The 22,821-nt window shown below is 57.9% G+C and carries 1 protein-coding gene; it reads left to right on the top strand.

The genetic code is table 11. From position 1 onward, the window contains the following. Positions 1-367 precede the first annotated feature (367 nt). Positions 368-22,738, top strand: coding sequence for a non-ribosomal peptide synthase/polyketide synthase (locus tag KQH60_RS10520; RefSeq protein ID WP_237576396.1), 22,371 nt, complete (start codon positions 368-370; stop codon positions 22,736-22,738). The last annotated feature ends 83 nt before the right edge of the window (positions 22,739-22,821 follow it).

Raw genomic sequence — 22,821 nt, forward strand, 5'->3', positions numbered from 1 at the left:
GGGCGGCGTTTTGCCGAGTCCAGTTGATTTCCTAAGCGGGGAAGCGGTTTTGCGGATTCCATGCGAATGGATGGACAGGAAAACAGCAGGTATGACCGCTCACTTTTAAGATAAATCGTTAGGCTTGATTCCGCATGCATATGGAATGTCATATTTGTCAACGATTGCGTCTGATCTTTCGTGGTGGCACGGTAACTGCTAATGTCTACAAAGCTATTTCCTGAAAGACCGCCAATTGGTACAAGCAGAAGCGGGCAAGATGATTGTTCAGAAATTTGTACTGCCAAAAATTGCAAAGTAACAGATGGTTAGCTAGCTGATTCGACTATGTGAGCGGACTGCTTTCCGTCTAGATTGGAGCTCAATTATGTCTATTAGCGTCACGCCGCTTACGTATCCGTTATCTACAGCCCAAACGGAAGTCTGGCTTGCCCAGCAGCTCTACCCAGACAGTTGTGCCTATACCATTGGTCAGTACACAGTCATCGAAGGCGTCGTTGATCCAGCCTTGTTTGAAGCGGCGTTGCGGCAGGTAATCAATGAAGCGGATAGCCTGCGTTTGCATTTTGTTCAGACCGATGAAGGAATTCAACAATATGTGGGCTCACCAGCATGGTCGCTATCGCGGGTTGACCTCAGTGCGGAAGCGGACTCGCAAGCTGCCGCTCAAGCATGGATGCGCGCTGATTATGAGCAGCCATTGAATCTTTTACAAGGACCGCTGTTCCATTATGCATTGCTGAAAACCGCTTCGGACCAGACGCTGTGGTACCAACGCTATCACGCTATCGTGATGGACGGCATGGGTATGCACCTTATCACGCAACGCATTGCACATGTATATAGCGCGATGTGTGAGGGTCACAAGCCTGCTCCTTGCCCGTTCAGGTCTGTATCTCAGCTGTTAGAGAAGCATGCCCAATATCGCAATTCGGCACAATGGGCGCGTGATGAAACGTATTGGCTCAAGCGTTGCGCTAATTGGCCTGAGCCGATGGTATATGCAAGCCAGCTTGCGAGCCCGTTTCATCATCCATTACGCCATGTTACTGATCTTGCTCAATCCGATAGCCAGGGGATGGACACATTTGAGTCTTCTGCAACGGATTTAATCCAACTCGTTACTGCCGCAATGGCGGCATACCTGCATCGGCTAACCGGGGCACAGGACGTGGTACTCGGCGTCCCGGTTGCTGTTTGCTTGAATAGGGATCGATGCGTCCCTGGCAAGGTATCCAACGTACTGCCGATACGGCTGACTGTTCAACCAAGCACAAGCCTCTCGTCACTGAAAGACCAAGTAGCGCAAAAAATCCATCAGGGACTGCGGCATCAACGCTATCCGATTGATGCGTTACGCCAAGTATTGGGATTGACGCCCACTCAACGGTTGTTTGGCTCCTTATTGGACGTCGGGGTGGTGGATAACCATCTGTTATGGGATGCGTGTCCGTCAACAAGCTATCTTTTAACCACTGGCTCTATCGAGAGCCTCCTTGTCGTGGCCCATGCTCAGCCCGATAGCCCTAGGCTGCGGTTTGCTCTTGATGCAAACCGCGTATTCGACACGGCAAATGAATTCGCCTCATCTCAACATGGTTTTTTAGCATTCCTGAAAGCGCTTCATGCCGAGCCGACTCGGCCTATCAGCGACGTCGACTGGCTCAATGCAGCGCAGCAGCAGCGCATGCTTGTCGAATGGAACACCACCGCGCAACCGGTGCCTGACGCGACGCTGCCCGAGTTGTTTGAAAAACAAGTCGAGCGTACCCCCGGTGCCACTGCGCTGGTGTGCGTAGATCAGACGCTCAGTTACGCGGCACTCAACGCTCAGGCGAACCGTCTGGCCCATTGGCTGATTCGGCTTGGGGTGGTGACGGAGACGCCCGTGGCTGTGCTAATGCAGCGCTCGGCCGAGCGCGTGGTGGCAGCGCTGGCCGTCATTAAAGCCGGTGGCGTTTATATGCCACTGAACGAGCAATGGCCCGACAGCCGGCTGCACACTTTATTGAGTGAAACGCAAGCGCCTGTCGTGCTGACGGATCGCGCATTACAAGCGCGCTGCGATGCGCTCAGCACCCATGTCATGGTCGTTGATGCCGATGCGTCACTCACTCAGGAGTCAAGCGATAACCCTGCACTGTCTTGCTCGTCCGAACAACTGGCGTATTTGATGTACACGTCGGGCTCGACTGGCCAGCCTAAAGGCGTGGGCATTGTGCATCGCACGGTGCGCTATATGGCCTTAGACCGGCGTTTGTCAGCCGCGCGCGATCGCGTGCTGCTGCATTCGTCGCACGCCTTTGACGTGTCCACGTATGAGCTGTGGACGCCGCTGTTGTGCGGTGGCCAGGCAGTCATTGTGCCGCCGGGTGAGTTGGACGTGCACGTGCTGCAAGAGACCATCCGAGCGCATCAGGTGAGCGCGCTATGGTTGAGCGCAGGGCTGTTTCAAGTGATGGCCGAAGGTGATTTGAGCTATTTACGCAGTGTGCGTCAGCTGACGGTGGGCGGCGATGTTGTCTCATCCGCGGCGGCGCAGCGCGTGCTTGAGTACTGCCCAACCCTGCGGTTTATCAACGGGTATGGACCGACCGAGACGACCATTGCCACTTGCCATCTGATCGAGGCGCCGTATCAAGCGCAAGCGTCTATTCCGATCGGTACGCCACTGGATAACGCCACGGCCTACGTTTTGGACGCGTGCTTGCGTCCGGTGCCGGTTGGCGTCGTGGGGGAATTGTATATAGCTGGTGAGGGCGTGGCCAGGGGTTACTTCAACCGACCGGGATTGACCGCCGAGCGTTTCATTGCTCACCCGTTCGATGGGAGCGGTGCACGGTTGTATCGGACGGGTGATCTTGCGTATTGGCGCTCGGATGGCGCGCTGGAGTTTGTCGGCCGGGCGGACCAGCAAGTCAAGGTCCGGGGCTTCCGGGTTGAGTTGGGCGAGGTTGAGGCGGTGCTCCAGGCTCACCCGGGCGTGGCGCAAGCTGCGGTAATCGCGCGAGAGGACCAAGCTGGAAGCCAACAACTGGTTGGCTATATCGTGCTTGATGAAGCGCCTGCCGAGCGAGATCTCGCGACGGAGGCGAACCAAGTCGAAGAGTGGCAGAAGGTCTACGATACGTACTATCAAGACGACGGGGACGATCCATTTGGTGAAAACTTCAACATTTGGAAGAGCAGCTACGATGGTCAACCGATTCTATTGGCGGATATGCGAGCATGGCGCGCCGATGCGGTGGAGCGCATCCGTAAGCTGCAACCGAGGCGCGTGCTGGAGATTGGCGTAGGCACGGGGCTGCTGCTCGCACACTTAGCGCCCCATTGTGAAGCGTATTGGGGCACAGATATTTCCGCTCCCGTTATTGAAACGCTTAAAGCCCAAGTGGCGCAGCAGGCTGAGTTGACGGCACGCATTGAGTTGCGCACGCAGCCCGCACATATTACCGATGGTTTGCCGCAAGGCTACTTTGACACCATCGTCATTAATTCTGTGGTCCTTCATTTTCCGAACGCGGACTATTTAATTGATGTATTACGCCAGGCCATGGCGCTACTTGCGCCGGGAGGCGCGCTTTTCATCGGGGATGTGCCTGATTTGAGATTGTTTGGGTGTTTTGTGAGTGCCGTCCAATTGCACCAGGCGGACCCCACGACGGATGACCGCGCCAGTGTGTGCCGACGGATCGAGCAAACCCAACTGGCCAGGAAGGAATTGCGTTTGGCACCGGCTTTCTTCAGCACGCTGCCCCACACTATTGACGAGATTGCGGCAATCGATATTCAGCTTAAACAGGGGGATTACCATAATGAATTGAGCCGTTACCGCTACGATGTGGTGCTGCGCAAAGGGCCAGTCAACACGCTCTCGCTGGTGCATGCACCGCAGCTGCATTGGGCAGCAGAGTCCACCACACTTGAAGCGGTGCAGACGCATTTAGCCGCTGAACGTCCCGCCTGTCTGCGTATTGTCGGTGTGCCCAATATGCGCTTGGCGTGCGAATTGGAAGCCATGCAGGCGCTTGATAACGACGATTGTGATCTTAAACAGATCCAGCATCGGCTCAAAACGGGTTATACACAAGCCATGGCGCCCGCTGTCGAAGATTTCTACGCATTGGGCGAATCGTTGGGTTATTGGGTCGGTGTCACATGGTCGGAACAGGCCGCTCCAGCATGCATCGATATTGTGCTGGTGCAGACAGGCGACATGGCTTGTGTGATCCCTACGGATCTCTACCTGCCGCCTTCCGCTAGTAGTGGACAATCCCCTCATGCTTATGCAAATAACCCGACAAGCTTAGATCAGTTCGCGGATATTCGTCAGTATGTAGCAGCACGACTACCCGAATACATGGTGCCGGCCGCTTTTATGCGCCTGGATGCGTTGCCGCTTACGCCGAACGGCAAGCTTGATCGTCGTGCCTTGCCCGCTCCAAGCAGCGCGCTGTCTGAGCAGAGGTATGAAGCGCCGCAAGGGGAATTTGAGACCACGCTCGCGGCAATCTGGCGTGAACTGCTTGGCGTTGAGCGTATTGGCCGTCAAGACAGCTTTTTTTCACTGGGTGGTCATTCGTTGCTTGCGGTACGCATGATTGAACGCTTGCGCCGTCTTGGGTTGACGGTCTCGGTACGCACGTTGTTCGAATCGCCTACTCTGGCTGCCTTGGCTCAATCGCTTGGCCAGCACCGTGAAGTGACGGTGCCGCCCAACGTGATCGCGCCCGACACTACCGCAATCACGCCGCAGATGTTGTCGCTCATCGATTTGACCCAAGCGGACATTGATCGAATTGTTGAGCAGGTGCCGGGCGGAGTAGCGAACATTCAAGATATTTATGCGCTTTCTCCGCTGCAGGACGGAATTTTATTTCACCATTTGCTGGCCACTGACGGCGACCCGTATCTGCGGATGGTGCAAAAATCATTTGATGACCGAAAGGGGCTCGATCACTACCTCAATGCAGTCCGGCAGGTCGTTGATCGCCACGATATTTTGCGCACGGCCTTTATGTGGGACGGATTGTCTACACCTGCTCAGGTTGTCTGGCGTCATGCTGCGCTATCGGTTACTGAGCTTGTTTTGGACCCGGCTCAGGGGCCGGCCGTCGAGCAACTAAACCATCGCTTCAATCCTCGTCGTCACCGCATCGATTTAACTCAAGCCCCGTTGATGCATTTCGTCATTGCGCGAGACAGTGATGACAGCTGGCTGCTATTTGAGTGGGTGCACCATCTAATCGACGATCACGCGACACTGGAAGCCATGCATACTGAAGTGCAGGTTTTCCTTGATGGCCGGGGCGATACCCTGCCACCGGCTCAACCCTTCCGTAACTTGGTCGCGCAGGCACGCCTGGGTGTCAGTCAAGAGGCACATGAACGCTTCTTTACCGACATGCTCGCTGACGTGCAAGAGCCGACACTGCCGTTTGGACTCGTCGACGTGCATCGTGACGGCACGGAAGTGACCGAAGCGCAGCACGCGTTGCCACAGGCATTGAACGATCAATTGCGCGCGCAGGCCAAACGTCTGGGCGTGAGCGTGGCCAGCTTATTTCATCTGGCGTGGGCGCAGGTGCTCGCGCGTGCGAGTGGCCAGCAGCGGGTGGTGTTCGGCACGGTATTGTTCGGGCGAATGCAAGGGGGCGATGGCGCGGGCAGCGCGATGGGGCCGTTTATCAATACACTGCCGCTGCGAGTGGAACTAAACCGTAGCGTTGAGCATAGCGTGCGGGATACACAAGCACGCTTGGCCGCATTGCTTGAACACGAACATGCGTCGCTGGCACTTGCGCAGCGTTGCAGTGGCGTGCCGGCGGGCACGCCACTCTTTAGCGCGCTGCTTAATTATCGGCGCAATGTGGTGCGGCTGGGTGATAAACAATCGGGGGAGGGCGCGGGTTTTCTAGATGTAGAAGGGCGTACCAACTACCCACTGACGCTGTCGGTGGATGATGCCGATCGAGCGTTAAGGCTCAGCGTTCAAGTGGCAAGGCCGTTTGACGCAGACCGTGTGTGTGGTTATATGCAGCAGGTGCTGGGGAGCCTAGCGCAAGCGCTCGAATATACGCCAAATTTGCCGGTTTGGCACTTAGAAGTGCTGCCTGGCGAAGAGCGTGCACTGTTGCTTCAGACATGGAACGCGACGCAGCGTGAGTATCCGTCACATCGGTGTGTGCAGCAATTGTTCGAAGATCAGGTGGCGCGCACACCCGAGGCGACGGCGTTGGTGGATAAGGACCAGGTGCTCAGCTATGCGCAGCTCAATGCACGGGCCAACCGCCTCGCGCATCGGCTCATTGATCTGGGCATTCAACCTGGACACGCTGTTGCCACGCTGCTTGAGCGCTCGATTGATTTGGTGGTGGCCCAGTTGGCAATCCTCAAGGCAGGGGCCGCTTACGTACCGATTGATCCGCGCGCGCCCACAGAGCGGCAAAGCTGGATCGTGAGCGATTGCGCAGCGCAGTTGTTGCTCACCGATGTATACACCGACGTTGCGGCTGCTGTGTCCACAGCGCTATTGCGTCTGGATTGGTCAGACAACGACGAAACGGAGCACACCCCAACGACGTGCCCGCAACCGGCCTGCTGCAGTGCTGATACTGCCTATGTGATGTACACGTCGGGCTCCACCGGCATGCCCAAGGGTGTGCGGGTGCCACATCGCGCAATCGCGCGGCTCGTGATCAACAATGGCTATGTTGACGTTGGAGCGGATGATCGCGTCGCACTGGCGGCCAACCCGGCTTTTGACGCAAGCACCTTTGAGGTCTGGGCCCCGTTATTAAATGGCGCGGCGGTTGTCGTGATTGATCATGACACGGTGCTGACTCCAGCGCTGTTTGAGCAAACGTTGCGCGAACAGCGCATCAGTGTTTTGTGGTTGACCGTGGGTTTGTTCAATCAAATGGCTGTGGAATTGGGCCCAGTCTTTCCCCAACTCAAGGCCTTGATTGTCGGCGGTGACGCACTAGATGCGAGCGTGGTTGGACAAGTGCTGCGGCAGACGCCGCCTCAACAGCTGATCAACGGTTATGGTCCGACCGAGAGCACTACATTCGCGACGACTTATAGGATCACTGCGGTGCCCAAGGGCAACGTCAACATCCCGATTGGTCGGCCAATTGCGAATACTCAAGTTTATCTGCTCGATATGTACGGCCAGCCGGTGCCGCTTGGCGCGGTCGGCGAGCTGTACATTGGTGGTGCGGGGGTCGCGCATGGCTACCTGAACCGCCCGGAGTTGACTGCCGAGTGCTTTGTGCGTGATCCGTTCTCGGGTGAACCGGATGCGCGAATGTATAAGACGGGCGATTTAGCTCGCTATTTGCCCGATGGGAACCTAGAGTTTGTCGGGCGCAACGATGAGCAGGTCAAGATTCGCGGCTTTCGCATTGAGCCCGGTGAGATCGAGGCGTGCCTGGCGCAACACCCACAGGTGCGTGATGCGGTGGTGCTCGTGCGGGGTGAGGGCTCGGATAAGCGGCTTGTCGCGTACATGGTGGCTGAGGCCGATGAGCAGCTGGTCAGCGAGCTGCGCACGCATGTGGCCGCTCGCTTGCCCGAGTATATGGTGCCGGCTGCATTTGTGCGGCTCGATGCGTTGCCCTTGACACCCAACGGCAAGCTGGACCGGCGTGCGCTACCCGAGCCAGATGCTGGTGCACTCGCGCATCATGTCTATGAAGCGCCGCAAGGCGAATTGGAGACCATGCTGGCTCAAATCTGGGCCGAATTGCTTGAGGTGGAGCGTGTGGGTCGGCACGACAGCTTTTTTGCACTCGGGGGCCATTCGCTGTTGGCGGTGCGCTTGATGAACCGAGTCGGTGCGCTGGGTGCCGACGTGCCGCTTGCAGCCCTATTTGCATCACCGACGCTGGCCGCGTTCGCGGCGGTAGTGAGTGCGCAACTGAACCAGCAAACCACTGCGCTGCCTGAGATCACGCCGGTCTCGCGCGAAGGCGGCTTGCCGCTGTCGTTCGCGCAGCAGCGGCTATGGTTTCTTGCACAACTTGATGAGGCTAGCGCTAACTATCATATTCCGCTTGTCCTGCATGTGCGTGGGTCGTTAAACCGAGCCGCATGGCAACAGGCATTGGATGCGCTCCTTGCCCGCCATGAAGCATTGCGCTCGACGTTTGTGAGCGTCGAGGGTCAGCCGCAGGTGCGGTTGTTGCCGGCCGACACAGGCGTGCTGCTGCACTGGCATGATCTGCGTGGGGTGCCTGATGCCGACGCGCAGCTGTCGCGTTTGACCGCCGATGAAGTGCACGCGCCGTTCGATCTGGCGCGCGGACCGCTGATGCGCGCATGCGTCATTCAGCTCTCCGATGACAATTATCAGTGCGTGCTCACACAGCATCATATTGTGTCGGACGGCTGGTCGCTTGATGTGCTGATAAGAGAACTCAGTGCGTTGTACGCGGCAAGCGTAGCCGGCCAAGTCGATCCACTGCCGGCGCTGGCGATCCAATATCCGGATTATGCGGCCTGGCAGCGTCAGTGGCTCTCGGGTGAGCGACTTCAAACGCAGAGCGACTACTGGCGCGCGACGCTGGCCGACGCGCCGGTGCTGCTGGAGCTACCGACGGACCGGCCGCGCCCGGCGCAACAGTCGTTTGCCGGCGCGCATGTGCCGGTGCAGATCGATGCGCGAACCACGCGTGCATTGAAGCGCTTGAGCGGTGAGCACGGCACGACGCTATTTATGACGGTGCTTGCCGCGTGGAGCGCGGTACTCGCGCGCCTGTCAGGCCAGGACGATTTGGTCATTGGTACGCCCAGCGCCAACCGGGGGCATGCTGCGATCGAGCCGTTGATTGGCTTTTTTGTCAATATGTTGGCGTTACGCGTGAATTTGGAGGGCGAGCCGACGACAACGCAGTTACTTGAGCGCGTGCGGCGCACGACGTTGGAGGCGCAGGCGCATCAAGATCTGCCGTTCGAGCAAGTGGTCGAGATTGTACAGCCGCCGCGTCGCTTAAATCATACGCCGCTATTTCAGGTGATGTTCGCGTGGCAGAGCAATGAGACAGGGCAATGGCGCTTACCCGAGCTAGAAGTCAAGCCTGGTGAGCTTAATTACGACATGGTCAGGTTTGACCTGGAAATGCACCTGTATGAAGCAGGTGAGGAAATCACCGGGTCATTGCATTACGCGAGTGCGCTATTTGACTCCGCAACAATCGAGCGGCATGTGGAGTATCTGACGACGCTGTTGCAGGCGATGGTGGCCTGCCCACAGCAACCGGTGGCAACACTTCAGATGCTGGGGCCGGACGAGCGCCAGTTGCTGCTTCAGACATGGAATGCGACGGCGGCCCCTTACCCAGTCCACCCGTGCATTCATCAATTGTTCGAGGCGCAGGTGCAGCGCAGCCCTAATGCCACTGCGCTGGTTTATGAAGAGCAGACACTCAGCTATGCGCAATTGAACGCACGGGCCAACCGCCTCGCGCATCGGCTCATTGAACTGGGTGTCAAGCCGGACGCTCGAGTGGTGCTCTGTATCGAGCGCTCGCCGGCGATGGTTGTGGGGTTATTGGCGATTCTGAAAGCCGGTGGTGCCTATGTGCCGCTTGACCCCGCGTATTCGTCCGAGCGCCTCGCGCATATTCTCGCCGATACCGCACCTACGATCGTGTTAGCGGATGCGGCTGGGCGTGCTGCGCTCGGTGATGCGGTACTGACCTCGTGCACGGTGCTTGATCCCAATAGGCTGCCGGAGGCAGCGGATACCAATCCGTCAGTGTCAGGCCTGACGGCGCACGATCTCGCGTATGTGATTTATACATCCGGCTCGACAGGTATGCCTAAGGGCGTGATGGTTGAGCATGCGCAGGTGGTGCGGCTGTTTGACGCGACCCACTCCTGGTATGGGTTCAATGAGCACGATACCTGGTGCCTGTTTCACTCGTTTGCGTTTGATTTTTCCGTGTGGGAACTATGGGGCGCACTGCGTTACGGCGGCAAACTGGTCATTGTGCCGCATCATATTGCCCGCTCTGCCCAAGCGTTTCACCAATTGGTCTGTGAGCAAGGCATCACCGTATTAAACCAAACACCTAGTGCGTTTAAGGCCTTTATTGCTAGCCAAACACAAAGCGCCTTATCAGATCAATTACGCTATGTGATCTTTGGTGGAGAGGCGCTGGAGCCTGCCATCTTGCAGGCATGGTATGCCACGCGCGATGAACGCCGTCCGCAATTGGTCAACATGTATGGGATTACCGAAACCACCGTGCATGTGACTTACCGGCCGCTTCTGCAACAGGACAGTAAGCAAGTGGGTAATCCCATTGGCGTACGGATCCCAGACTTGAAGATTTATCTGCTCGATGCGCACGGCCAGCCGGTGCCGCTAGGCGCAGTGGGGGAACTGTACATTGGCGGGGGCGGTGTGGCACGTGGCTACCTGAACCGTCCAGAGTTGACCGCCGAGCGCTTTGTGCGTGATCCGTTCTCGGATGCACCGGATGCGCGGATGTACAAGACGGGCGATTTGGCGCGCTATGTGTCCGACGGCAATCTAGCGTACGTGGGCCGCAACGATGACCAAATCAAGATTCGCGGCTTTCGCATTGAGCCCGGTGAGATTGAGGCGTGCCTGGTGCAACACGCGCAGGTGCGCGATGCGGTGGTGCTCGTGCGGGGCGAAGGCATGGATAAGCGGCTTGTCGCGTACGTGGTGGCCGAGCCGGATGACGCGCTGGCTAGCACGTTGCGCACGCATATGGTCGCTCGCTTGCCCGAGTATATGGTGCCGGCCGCGTTTGTGCGGCTCGATGCGTTGCCGTTGACGCCCAACGGCAAGCTGGATCGGCGTGCGCTACCCGAACCAGACGCCGACGCGCTGGCGCATCAAGCGTATGAAGCGCCGCAAGGCGAGCTCGAAGCCACGTTGGCGGCCATCTGGACGCAGCTATTGGGCGTCGAGCGTGTCGGCCGGCATGACAGCTTCTTTGCACTCGGGGGACATTCGCTGCTTGCGGTGCGTTTGATGAACCGAGTCGGTGCGCTGGGTGCCGACGTACCGCTTGCAGCCCTCTTTGCATCGCCGACGCTGGCCGCGTTCGCGGCGGTAGTGAGTGCGCAACTGAACCAGTCAGTCAATGCATTACCGGAGATCACACCGGTCTCACGCGAAGGCAGTTTGCCGCTGTCGTTCGCGCAGCAACGGCTATGGTTTCTCACGCAACTCGATGAGGTCAATGGTACCTATCACATCCCGCTTGTGCTGCGTGTGCGCGGGCCTTTTGATCGGGCTGCATGGCAACAAGCGCTGGATGCCTTGTTTGCGCGCCATGAGGCGCTGCGCTCGACGTTTGTGAGTATCGACGGTCAGCCGCAGGTGCGGCTGCTGCCGGCCGACACAGGTGTGCCGCTGCATTGGCATGATCTGCGGGGCGTGCCGGATGCCGACGCGCAACGGGTGCGTTTGACCGCCGATGAAGTGCACGCGCCGTTCGATCTGACGCGCGGACCGCTGATGCGCGCATGCGTCATTCAACTCGCCGATGACAATTATCAGTGCGTGCTCACACAGCATCATATTGTGTCGGACGGCTGGTCGCTTGATGTGCTGATAAGAGAGCTCAGTGCATTGTACGCGGCAAGCGTAGCCGGCCAAGTCGATCCGCTGCCAGCGCTGGCGATCCAATATCCGGATTACGCGGCCTGGCAGCGTCAGTGGCTGTCGGGCGAGCGGCTTCAAACGCAGAGCGACTATTGGCGCACGACGCTGGCCGATGCACCGGTGCTGCTGGAGCTACCGACGGACCGGCCGCGCCCCGCGCAACAGTCGTTTGCCGGCGCGCATGTGCCGGTGCAGATCGATGCACAAACCACGCGTGCGTTGAAGCGTTTGAGCGGTGAGCACGGCACGACGTTATTTATGACGGTGCTCGCGGCGTGGAGCGCGGTACTCGCGCGACTGTCAGGCCAGCACGACGTGGTCATCGGCACGCCGAGTGCCAACCGGGGGCATGCTGCGATCGAGCCGTTGATTGGCTTTTTTGTCAATACGTTGGCGTTGCGCGTGGATCTGTCGGGCGAACCTGATACTGCACAACTGCTCGCGCGCGTGCGGCGCACGACGCTAGACGCACAAGCGCATCAAGATCTGCCGTTCGAGCAAGTAGTCGAGATCGTACAGCCGCCGCGCCGGCTCAATCACACGCCGTTGTTTCAGGTGTTGTTCGCGTGGCAGAGCAATGAGACAGGGCAGTGGCGCCTACCCGAGCTGGAAGTCACGCCTGACGAACTCGATTACGACATCGCTAGGTTCGACTTGGAAATGCACCTGTATGAAGCAGGTGAGGAGATCACCGGGTCGTTGCATTACGCGAGTGCGCTATTTGACTCCGCGACAATCGAGCGGCACGTGGGGTATTTGACGACGATGTTGCAGGCGATGGTGGCCTGTCCACAGCAACCGGTGGCAACGCTTCAGATGCTGGGAGCGGATGAGCGTCAGTGGCTGCTTCAGACGTGGAACGCAACGACGGCCTCCCACTCAGCCCACCCGTGCATTCATCAATTGTTCGAGGCGCAGGTGGCGCGCAGCCCGCAAGCCATTGCGCTGGTGTATGAAGAGCAGACACTGAGTTATGAGCAACTCAATGCACAGGCTAATCGCCTTGCGCATCAGCTCATTGAACTGGGCGTCAAGCCGGATGCTCGAGTGGCGATCTGTGTCGAGCGCTCGCCGGCGATGGTCGTGGGGCTATTGGCGATCATGAAAGCGGGCGGTGCCTATGTGCCGCTTGATCCCGCGTATCCGTCCGAGCGCCTCGCGCATATTCTCGCCGATACCGCGCCGACAATCGCGTTAGCGGATACGGCTGGCCAGTCTGCGCTGGGCGACACGGTTCTGGCTTCATTAACTGTATTGGATCCCAACGTACTGCCAGAAGGCGCGACCACCAATCCACAGGTACCTGAGCTGACCGCTCGCCATCTTGCGTATGTGATTTATACGTCCGGCTCGACCGGCACGCCCAAGGGCGTGATGGTCGAACATGCTCAAATTGCCCATCTATTTGATGTCACTCAACTCGACGACGCGCAGCAGAAAAATCAAGCGTCGATGAAGCATCCCGTTTGGATGCGACAAGCGTATGGACTGACGCCTGACGATCGTGTATTGCAAAAGGCGCCCTTTACTTTCGATGTCTCGGTCTGGGAGTGCTTTTGCACATTGCTCAATGGCGCGACCCTCGTTGTGGCAGCGCCCGGTGTCCATAGGGATCCGTCTGCTTTAATGGAGTTGATGATCCGGCAGCGCATCACGACGGTTCATTTTGTGCCCTCCATGCTCAGCATGTTCCTCGCCACTGACGGAGTTCAGCGCTGCACGGCGGTGAAGCGCCTACTTTGCACGGGAGAAGCCCTCGCTAGTACGCATGTCCGGCTTTGTCAGCGTCTTTTACCCCACGCCCAACTGCATAACTTGTATGGCCCCACCGAAGCAACGATTGGCGTGGCGGCTTGGACTTGTCCAGCGGAATATACGGAGGACAATATTCCGATTGGTCGGCCCATTGCCAATAACCGACTTTACCTACTGGACAGACACGGTCAGCCGGTGCCGCTGGGTGCGACTGGCGAGTTGTACATTAGCGGCGCAAGTGTCGTGCGTGGTTATTTGAATGAATCTGGCCTGACCGCCGAGCGCTTCTTGCTCGATCCGTTTAGCGAGCTTGAGGGCGCGCGCATGTATAAAACGGGTGACTTAGCGCGTTATCGACCTGACGGGAATTTGGAGTTTCTGGGACGCAATGATCACCAGGTCAAGATTCGAGGTCTTCGAATCGAGTTGGGCGAGATTAAAACATGCCTGGTTAGACATCCGCAGGTACAAGAAGCTGTAGTGCTTGCGCTGGGTGAGGGAATTGACAAGCGGCTCGTCGCTTACGTCGTGGCCGAGCCGGATCTGGCCGAGCCGGATCAACAGCTTGCCCATACGTTGCGCGCGTATCTTACGGCCAGACTGCCTGAATACATGGTGCCGGCCGCCTTTGTGCGGCTCGATGTGTTGCCGTTGACGCCCAATGGCAAGCTCGATCGGCGCGCGCTACCCGAGCCGGACGCCGACGCGCTGGCGCATCAAGCGTATGAAGCGCCGCAAGGTGAGCTAGAGACGACGCTGGCGACGATCTGGGCGCAGCTATTGGGCGTCGAGCGTGTCGGCCGGCATGACAGCTTCTTTGCGCTCGGTGGCCATTCGCTGCTTGCGGTGCGTTTGATGAACCGAGTCGGCGCGCTGCTAGGTGCTGACGTGCCGCTGACGGCCATCTTTGCAGCGCCGACGCTGGCCGCGTTCGCGGCGGTGGTGAGTGCGCAATTGAACCAGCCAGTCAATGCATTGCCTGAAATCACACCGGTCTCGCGCGAAGGCAGCTTGCCGCTGTCGTTCGCGCAGCAACGACTATGGTTCCTCGCGCAACTCGATGGAGTCAGTGGTACCTATCACATCCCGCTTATGCTGCGTGTGCGCGGGCCTTTCGATCAGGCAGCATGGCAACAAGCGCTGAATGCCCTGTTTGCGCGCCACGAAGCGCTGCGCTCGACGTTTGTCAGTGTCAACGGTCAGCCGCGGGTGCAGCTGCTGCCGGCCGACACGGGCGTGCCGCTGCACTGGCATGATCTGCGCGGCGTGCCGGATGCCGACGTGCAGCTGACACGTTTAAGTCGCGATGCAGCGCACGCACCGTTTGATCTGGTGCAGGGGCCGCTGATCCGCGCGTGTGGTATCCAATTGGCCGATAACGAGTACAGATTGGTGCTCACGATGCACCATATCGTGTCGGACGGCTGGTCGTTTGGCGTGCTAGTGCGCGAGTTAAGCGCGCTGTACGCGGCTAGCGTTGGAGCCCAAGCTGATTCCTTGCCAGCGCTGACGATCCAGTATCCGGATTACGCGGCCTGGCAGCGTCAGTGGCTGTCGGGTGAGCGACTTCAAACGCAGAGCGACTATTGGCGCACGACGCTGGCCGATGCGCCGGTGCTGCTGGAGCTACCGACGGACCGGCCGCGCCCGGTGCAACCATCATTTGCCGGTGCACACGTGCCGGTGCAGATCGATGCGCGAACCACGTGTGCACTGAAGCGTTTGAGCGGTGAGCACGGCACGACCCTGTTTATGACGGTGCTTGCCGCGTGGAGCGCGGTGCTCGCGCGCTTGTCGGGCCAGGATGATTTGGTCATTGGTACGCCCAGCGCGAATCGGGGGCATGCTGCGATCGAGCCGTTGATTGGCTTTTTTGTCAATACGTTGGCGTTACGCGTGAATTTGGAGGGCGAGCCGACGACAACGCAGTTACTTGAGCGCGTGCGGCGCACGACGTTGGACGCGCAGGCGCATCAAGATCTGCCGTTTGAACAAGTGGTCGAGATCGTGCAGCCGACGCGCCGGCTCAATCACACGCCGCTGTTTCAGGTGATGTTTGCGTGGCAGAGTGATGAGATCGAACAATGGCGACTGCCGGATCTGGGCGTCACGCTTGACGATCTTGATTACGACATCGCTAGGTTCGACCTGGAAATGCACCTGTATGAAGCAGGTGAGCAGATCACCGGGTCGTTGCATTATGCGAGTGCGTTGTTTGACCCCGCGACGATTGAACGGCACGTGGGGTATTTAACGACGCTGTTGCAGGCGATGGTGGCCTGCCCACAGCAACCGGTGGCAACACTTCAGATGCTGGGAGCGGATGAGCGTCAGTTGCTGCTTCAGACATGGAACGCGACGGCGGCGCCCTACCCAGCCCACCAGTGTATTCATCAGTTGTTCGAGGCGCAGGTGGCGCGCAGCCCGGAAGCCACTGCGCTGGTGTATGAAGAGCAGACACTGAGCTATGAGCAGCTCAATGCACAAGCTAATCGCCTCGCGCATCGGCTCATTGAACTGGGCGTTAAGCCGGACGCTCGAGTGGCAATCTGTGTCGAGCGCTCGCCGGCGATGGTTGTGGGACTATTGGCGATCTTGAAGGCTGGTGGTGCGTATGTGCCGCTCGATCCCGCGTATCCGTCCGAGCGCCTCGCACATATTCTTCATGATGCGGCGCCGGCAATCGTGTTAGCCGATGCAGCTGGCCAGGCTGTACTGGGCGATGCGGCACTCGCTTTACAGACCGTACTCGATCCCAATGAGTTGCCGTCGCTGGCGAATACCAATCCGTCGGTGTTGGACCTCACCGCCCGCAACCTTGCGTACGTGATTTATACGTCGGGCTCTACTGGCACCCCGAAGGGTGTAATGATCGAACATGCACAAGCGAGCAATTTCTTGTGCTGGGCAATAAAAACGTTTAGTCCAGCAGAAACGCGGCACACGCTATTTGCGACCTCAATCAATTTCGATCTTTCTGTCTATGAATGCTTTGTGCCGCTGGTGCAAGGCTCGACTTTTCACTTAGTCGATGACGCATTGGCTTTGCTCAATTATTCTCGGCCGGTATCGCTGATCAATACTGTATCTTCTGCGGTGCAGTCTTTGTTAGAGCACCGAGCGAGCCTATCGTCGGTAGCCACAATTAATTTGGCTGGCGAGCCGTTGACAGCGCCCTTAATCGAGCGGATTTTTGAACAGTCATCGGTTCAGCGGCTGTGCAACCTCTATGGACCTTCAGAAAGCACGACTTATTCGACCTGGCTGTCGATTCAGCGTGGCGAACCACTGATCGAGAGCATCGGCCGACCGATTGCAAACACGCAAGTTTATCTGCTCGATACGTACGGTCAGCCGGTGCCGCTAGGCGCGGTCGGTGAGCTTTACATCGGCGGAGCCGGTGTTGCCCGTGGCTACCTGAACCGTCCCGAGTTGACAGCTGAGCGTTTTGTGCGTAATCCGTTCTCAGATGCACCCGACGCACGCATGTACAAGACGGGCGACCTAGCTCGCTATCAACCCGATGGCAATTTGATATTTGTTGGCCGCAGTGACCAACAGATCAAGATTCGCGGTTACCGGATTGAGCCGGGTGAGATTGAGGCTGTACTTCAAAGGCACCCCGCCGTGGCACAGGCTGCTGTGATCGCACAAGAGAATCGTTTTGGCGATAAACGGTTGGTCGGCTATGTGGCGCTTGCCAATCCATCTATTGAATCTAATTCCGCAGCCGAGACAGACCAAGTCGAAGAATGGCAAAGTGTCTATGATGCCTATTACAGTAACGAACAAGATTATCCTTTCGGTGAGGATTTCAGTGTCTGGAAGAGCAGCTACGACGGCCACCCAATCCCGTTGACGGATATGCAGGCATGGCGCGCGGATGCGGTGGAGCGCATCCGTGAACTGCAACCGCGGCGAGTGCTGGAGATTGGCGTAGGCACGGGACTGCTGCTCGCGCACTTAGCGCCCCATTGTGACGCGTATTGGGGCACGGACTTTTCCGCGCCTTCCATTGAGACATTACGCGCTCAGTTGGCGCAGCAACCGGAACTGGCCTCACGTGTTCAATTGCGCACGCAGGCTGCACATGTCACCGAGGGCTTACCGTCAGGGTATTTCGATACCATCGTGATCAACTCGGTGGTGCAATATTTCCCCAGTGCCAGCTATCTAATGGATGTGGTCCGTCAAGCGATGGATCTGCTGGTGCCCGGTGGACGTGTTTTCATCGGTGACGTGCGCAACCTTAACCTGCTGAACTGTTTCACCACCGCGGTGCAGTTGCACCAAGCCGACCCTGCGACCGATGACAGGGCTAGCTTAAACCGGCGTATCCAGCAAACGCTGCTTGCCGAGAAAGAGCTGCTGCTAGCACCAGCCTTCTTCAGCGCACTGCCAGACAAGGTTGACACGATTGCGGCGGTCGATATTGAGCTCAAGCGCCGTGACTACCATAATGAATTGAGCCGCTATCGCTACGACGTGGTGTTGCGCAAAGGACCGGTGAACACATTGTCGCTGGCTCAAGCGTCCCAGTTGCGTTGGGGACGAGGCATAGTTGAAATCGACGCGCTACAGACATTGCTTGCGACGGAGCGTCCCGCTCAGCTGCGCATCACGGGTGTGCCGAATGCAAGGCTAGCGCTGGAGATAGAAGCAATGCAGGCGCTTGAGCATAGCGATGATATCGGCCTGATTCAGCGTCAATTCTTCACCCGCGATGCGCAAGCGGTCGGATTGGAGCCTGAGGCGTTTTACGCGCTGGGGGAGTCACTCGGATACTGGGTTGGCATCACTTGGTCAGAGCATGATGCCCATGCTTGCATGGACGTTGTGTTCGTCCAAGCCAGTGAGATGGCCCAAGCCGCGCCCACCGATGTGTACCTTGAGCTCACCAACAATGACGAGTTGTCACCGTTCAGCTACGCGAATCAACCGGCCAGCTTCGATCCATTCGTAGACATTCGCCGCTATGTGGCGACACATCTGCCTGACTACATGGTGCCGGCCGCGTTCGTGCGACTGGATGCGTTGCCCTTGACGCCCAACGGCAAGCTCGATCGGCGTGCGCTACCCGCGCCGGATGACGACGCGCTCGCGCATCAGGCGTATGAAGCGCCACAAGGCGAGCTAGAAGCCACGCTGGCGACGATCTGGGCGCAGCTACTTGGCGTGGAGCGCGTTGGCCGGCACGACAGTTTCTTTGCGCTGGGTGGCCATTCGCTGCTTGCGGTGCGTTTGATGAACCGGGTCAGAGCGCTGGGTGCTGAGATGCCGTTGACAAGCTTATTCGCGTCGCCGACGCTGGCGGCGTTCGCGGCGGCAGTGAGCGCGCAGCTGAACCAGCCAGTCAACGCATTGCCTGAGATCACGCCGATCTCACGCGAAGGCAGCTTGCCGCTGTCGTTCGCGCAGCAACGGCTGTGGTTCCTCGCGCAGCTCGATGGCGTCAGTGGTACCTATCACATGCCGCTTGCGTTGCGTGTGCAGGGGATGTTCAATCGGGCCGCATGGCAACAAGCGCTGGATGCGTTGTTCGCGCGCCACGAGGCGCTGCGCTCGACGTTCGTGAGCGTCGAGGGTCAGCCGCAGGTGCAGCTGCTGCCGGCTGACACGGGCGTGCCGTTGCGTTGGCATGATCTGCGCGGCGTGCACGATGCCCACGCGCAGCTGGCGCGTTTGAGCGCCGATGAAGCGCGCGCGCCGTTTGATCTGGCGCGTGGTCCGCTAATGCGTGCATGCGTGATCCAATTGGCCGACGATGAGCACGTACTGGTGCTGACAAAGCACCATATTGTGTCGGACGGCTGGTCGATTGGCGTGCTGGTGAGAGAACTCAGTGCATTGTACGAGGCAAGCGCAGCCGGCCAAGTCGATCCGCTGCCAGCGCTGGCGATCCAGTATCCGGACTATGCGGCCTGGCAGCGTCAGTGGCTGTCGGGCGAGCGGCTTCAAACGCAGAGCGACTACTGGCGCACGACGCTAGCCGATGCGCCGGTGCTGCTGGAACTACCGACGGACCGGCCGCGCCCGCCGCAGCAATCGTTTGCCGGCGCATACGTGCCGGTGCAGATCGATGCGCGAACTACGCGTGCACTGAAGCGCTTGAGCGGTGAGCATGGCACGACACTGTTTATGACGGTGCTTGCCGCATGGAGCGCGGTGCTCGCGCGCTTGTCGGGCCAGCAGGATTTGGTCATCGGTACGCCCAGCGCGAACCGGGGGCATGCCGCGATCGAGCCGTTAATTGGCTTTTTTGTCAATACGCTGGCGTTGCGTGTCGACTTATCCGGCGAGCCCAATACGAATGAACTGCTTAAGCGCGTGCGGCGCACGACGCTGGACGCGCAAGCGCACCAAGATCTGCCGTTCGAGCAAGTGGTCGAGATTGTGCAGCCGCCGCGCCGGCTCAATCATACGCCGCTGTTTCAGGTGTTGTTCGCGTGGCAGAGTAATGAAACAGGGCAGTGGCGTCTACCCGGACTGGAGATCATGCCGACCGGGCTCGATTACGACATGGTCAGGTTTGACCTGGAAATGCACCTGTATGAAGCAGGCGAGGAGATTGTTGGAGCATTGTGCTATGCGAGCGCGTTGTTTGACTCCGCGACGATCGAGCGGCACGTTGGGTATCTGACGACGATGTTGCAGACGATGGCGGCCTGCCCACAGCAACCGGTGGCAACACTTCAGATGCTGGGGCTGGATGAACGTCAGTTGCTGCTTCAGACATGGAACGCGACGGCGGCCCCCTACCCAGCCCACCAGTGCGTTCATCAGTTGTTCGAGGCGCAGGTGGAGCGCAGCCCGCAAGCCACTGCGCTGGTATATGAAGAGCAGACACTGAGCTATGCGCAATTGAATGCACGGGCTAACCGCCTCGCACATCGGCTCATTGAATTGGGCGTCAAGCCGGATGCCCGAGTGGCGATCTGTGTCGAGCGCTCGCCGGCAATGGTCGTGGGGCTATTGGCGATCATGAAGGCTGGCGGCGCTTGTGTGCCACTTGATCCTGCGTATCCGTCCGAGCGCCTCGCGCATATTCTTCATGATGCGGCGCCAACGATCGTATTAGCGGATGCAACGGGCAGGGCCACGTTGGGGGAAGCGGCACTTGCGTGCCGAACCGTACTGGAGCTGGATGTACTGCTCGATCAAGCTGCATCCAACCCACAGGTAGCCGAACTTACCTCTCGCCATCTTGCCTATGTCATCTACACGTCTGGCTCCACCGGCACGCCCAAGGGCGTGATGATCGAACATGTTCAAATTGCACGCTTATTCGAGGTTACAAACCCTAACGAGACCTTAAATGAAGACCAGGCGCTGATCGACCGACAACGAGGTTATAGTCTGACGCCTGCTGATCGCGTTCTCCAAAAAGCACCCTTTAACTTCGATGTCTCAATTTGGGAGCTTTTTTGGACGTTGCTCAATGGCGCAACCCTTGTTGTCGCAGACTCCGACGCTCATAAAGATCCTGTTGCCTTAAAGGATCTTATGGTCCAGCAGCGCATCACGACTGTTCACTTTGTGCCATCCATGCTCAGTATTTTCTTGGATACGGAAGGTGTTCAGCGCTGCACATCGGTGAAGCATTTGATTTGCGGTGGTGAAGCACTGCCCGGTGCGATTGTTCAGCGGTGTCAGACGCTGCTGCCTGACGCGCAAGTTCACAACTTGTATGGCCCCGCTGAAAATCCCATTGGTACAACGTTTTGGACCTGCCCCGTGGCATGTACAGAGGGCAATATTCCGATTGGGCGGCCAATCACGAACACGCAGGTCTACTTGCTTGATACATGCGGCCAGCCGGTGCCGCTGGGTGCGGTCGGGGAGCTGTATATCGGTGGTGACGGTGTGGCGCGCGGCTATTTGAACCGTCCTGAGCTGACCGCCGAGCGTTTTGTGCTCAATTCGTTCTCGGCAGAGCCCGGTGCGCGAATGTACAAAACTGGCGATTTGGCACGTTACCGACCCGATGGCAATCTGGAGTATGTGGGCCGCAACGATGACCAGGTCAAGATACGCGGCTTTCGCATTGAGCTGGGTGAAGTCAAGGCACGCCTTGTTCAACACCCGCAGGTGCGTGATGTGGTGGTGCTTGCGCGTGGTGAGGGCCACGACAAGCGGCTTATCGCGTATGTGGTGGCCGAAGCCGAGGAGCAGTTGGCTAGTACGTTGCGCACACATGTGGCCGCTCGCTTGCCCGACTATATGGTGCCGGCTGCGTTCGTGCGTTTGGATGCGTTACCACTGACGCCCAACGGTAAACTGGATCAACGCGCGCTGCCTGAACCGGATTTGACACCAGTTCAATATCGTATCCCTCGTACGCCGCACGAACAGACATTAGCGGAGCTTTTCGCAGAAGTGCTGAATTTGCCTCGTGTCGGCATTGATGACAGTTTCTTCGATCTGGGTGGTCATTCTTTGTTGGCTATGCGTTTAATTGATCGTATCCGCAAGGCGCTGAAGGTTGACCCTAGCATTCGTATGTTATTTGAAGCACCCACTGTCGCTGGTTTGGCACAACGCTTGACCCAACTCAATGGTGTTCAAGAAAGTTCGTTTTCTGTTTTGCTTCCTCTTAAACCTAAAGGAAGTCGTCCTCCTCTTTTCTGTATGCATCCAGGATTCGGTTTAAGTTGGAGTTACATTAGCCTGTCAAGTTTTTTAGACACCGATCAACCCCTCTATGGGTTGCAAGCTCGTGGGTTTGACGGGGCAAGGCCACTTCCGTCTACCATTGATGACATGGTGTCAGATTACCTAGAGCAAATTCGCCACATTCAGCCAGAAGGACCTTACTACCTGTTAGGGTGGAGCCTAGGGGGCATAGTTGCTCACAGCATGGCCGTCCGACTTGAACAGCAAGGTGAAAAGGTGGCGTTGCTAGCTTTACTGGATAGTCTTCCAGGATCGTATTTGGTGGACAGCAAAGGCGAAGTCGACCAAGCGATGGTTAATGCTGCGCTCGCCGATCATTATGGTGATGAATTTATTGGCGCCATGAGTAGTGATTTCTTAAAAAATGCTCTTGAAATTGCGAAAAACAATCCACGTCTTTTAAATGACTTTTCTCCGTCAACGTATAGCGGTAATGCGCTATTTTTTCGGGCTACTCTGACAGAACCCGAAGTGGACGTGCTGATCTCGCCTGATGTGTGGAGGTCTTACATACTTGGAAATATCGAAGTTTATGATGTCCACTGCAGCCATGGAGAAATGCTAAGGCAGGAGCCTGCGAAACTAATTGGCGAAATCTTAGCCCGAAAGTTGGATGAGATAGAGAATAGGCAGATCCAAGGGGAAATTGATGCGACGCAGTAAAGTTTTGTGGGGCGCTTTGCGCAAGCTAAGGTCAGGAACTCTGGAGCTGGGTGCCCCAAAAGTAAGGAATTTTGATAACTTGT

The organism is Mycetohabitans sp. B8 (assembly GCF_021991875.1).
Taxonomy (GTDB): domain Bacteria; phylum Pseudomonadota; class Gammaproteobacteria; order Burkholderiales; family Burkholderiaceae; genus Mycetohabitans.

Bases quoted from the DNA above. Each gene is read 5' to 3' on its own strand.
- KQH60_RS10520 (WP_237576396.1), top strand. From the start codon at position 368: ATGTCTATTAGCGTCACGCCGCTTACGTATCCGTTATCTACAGCCCAA.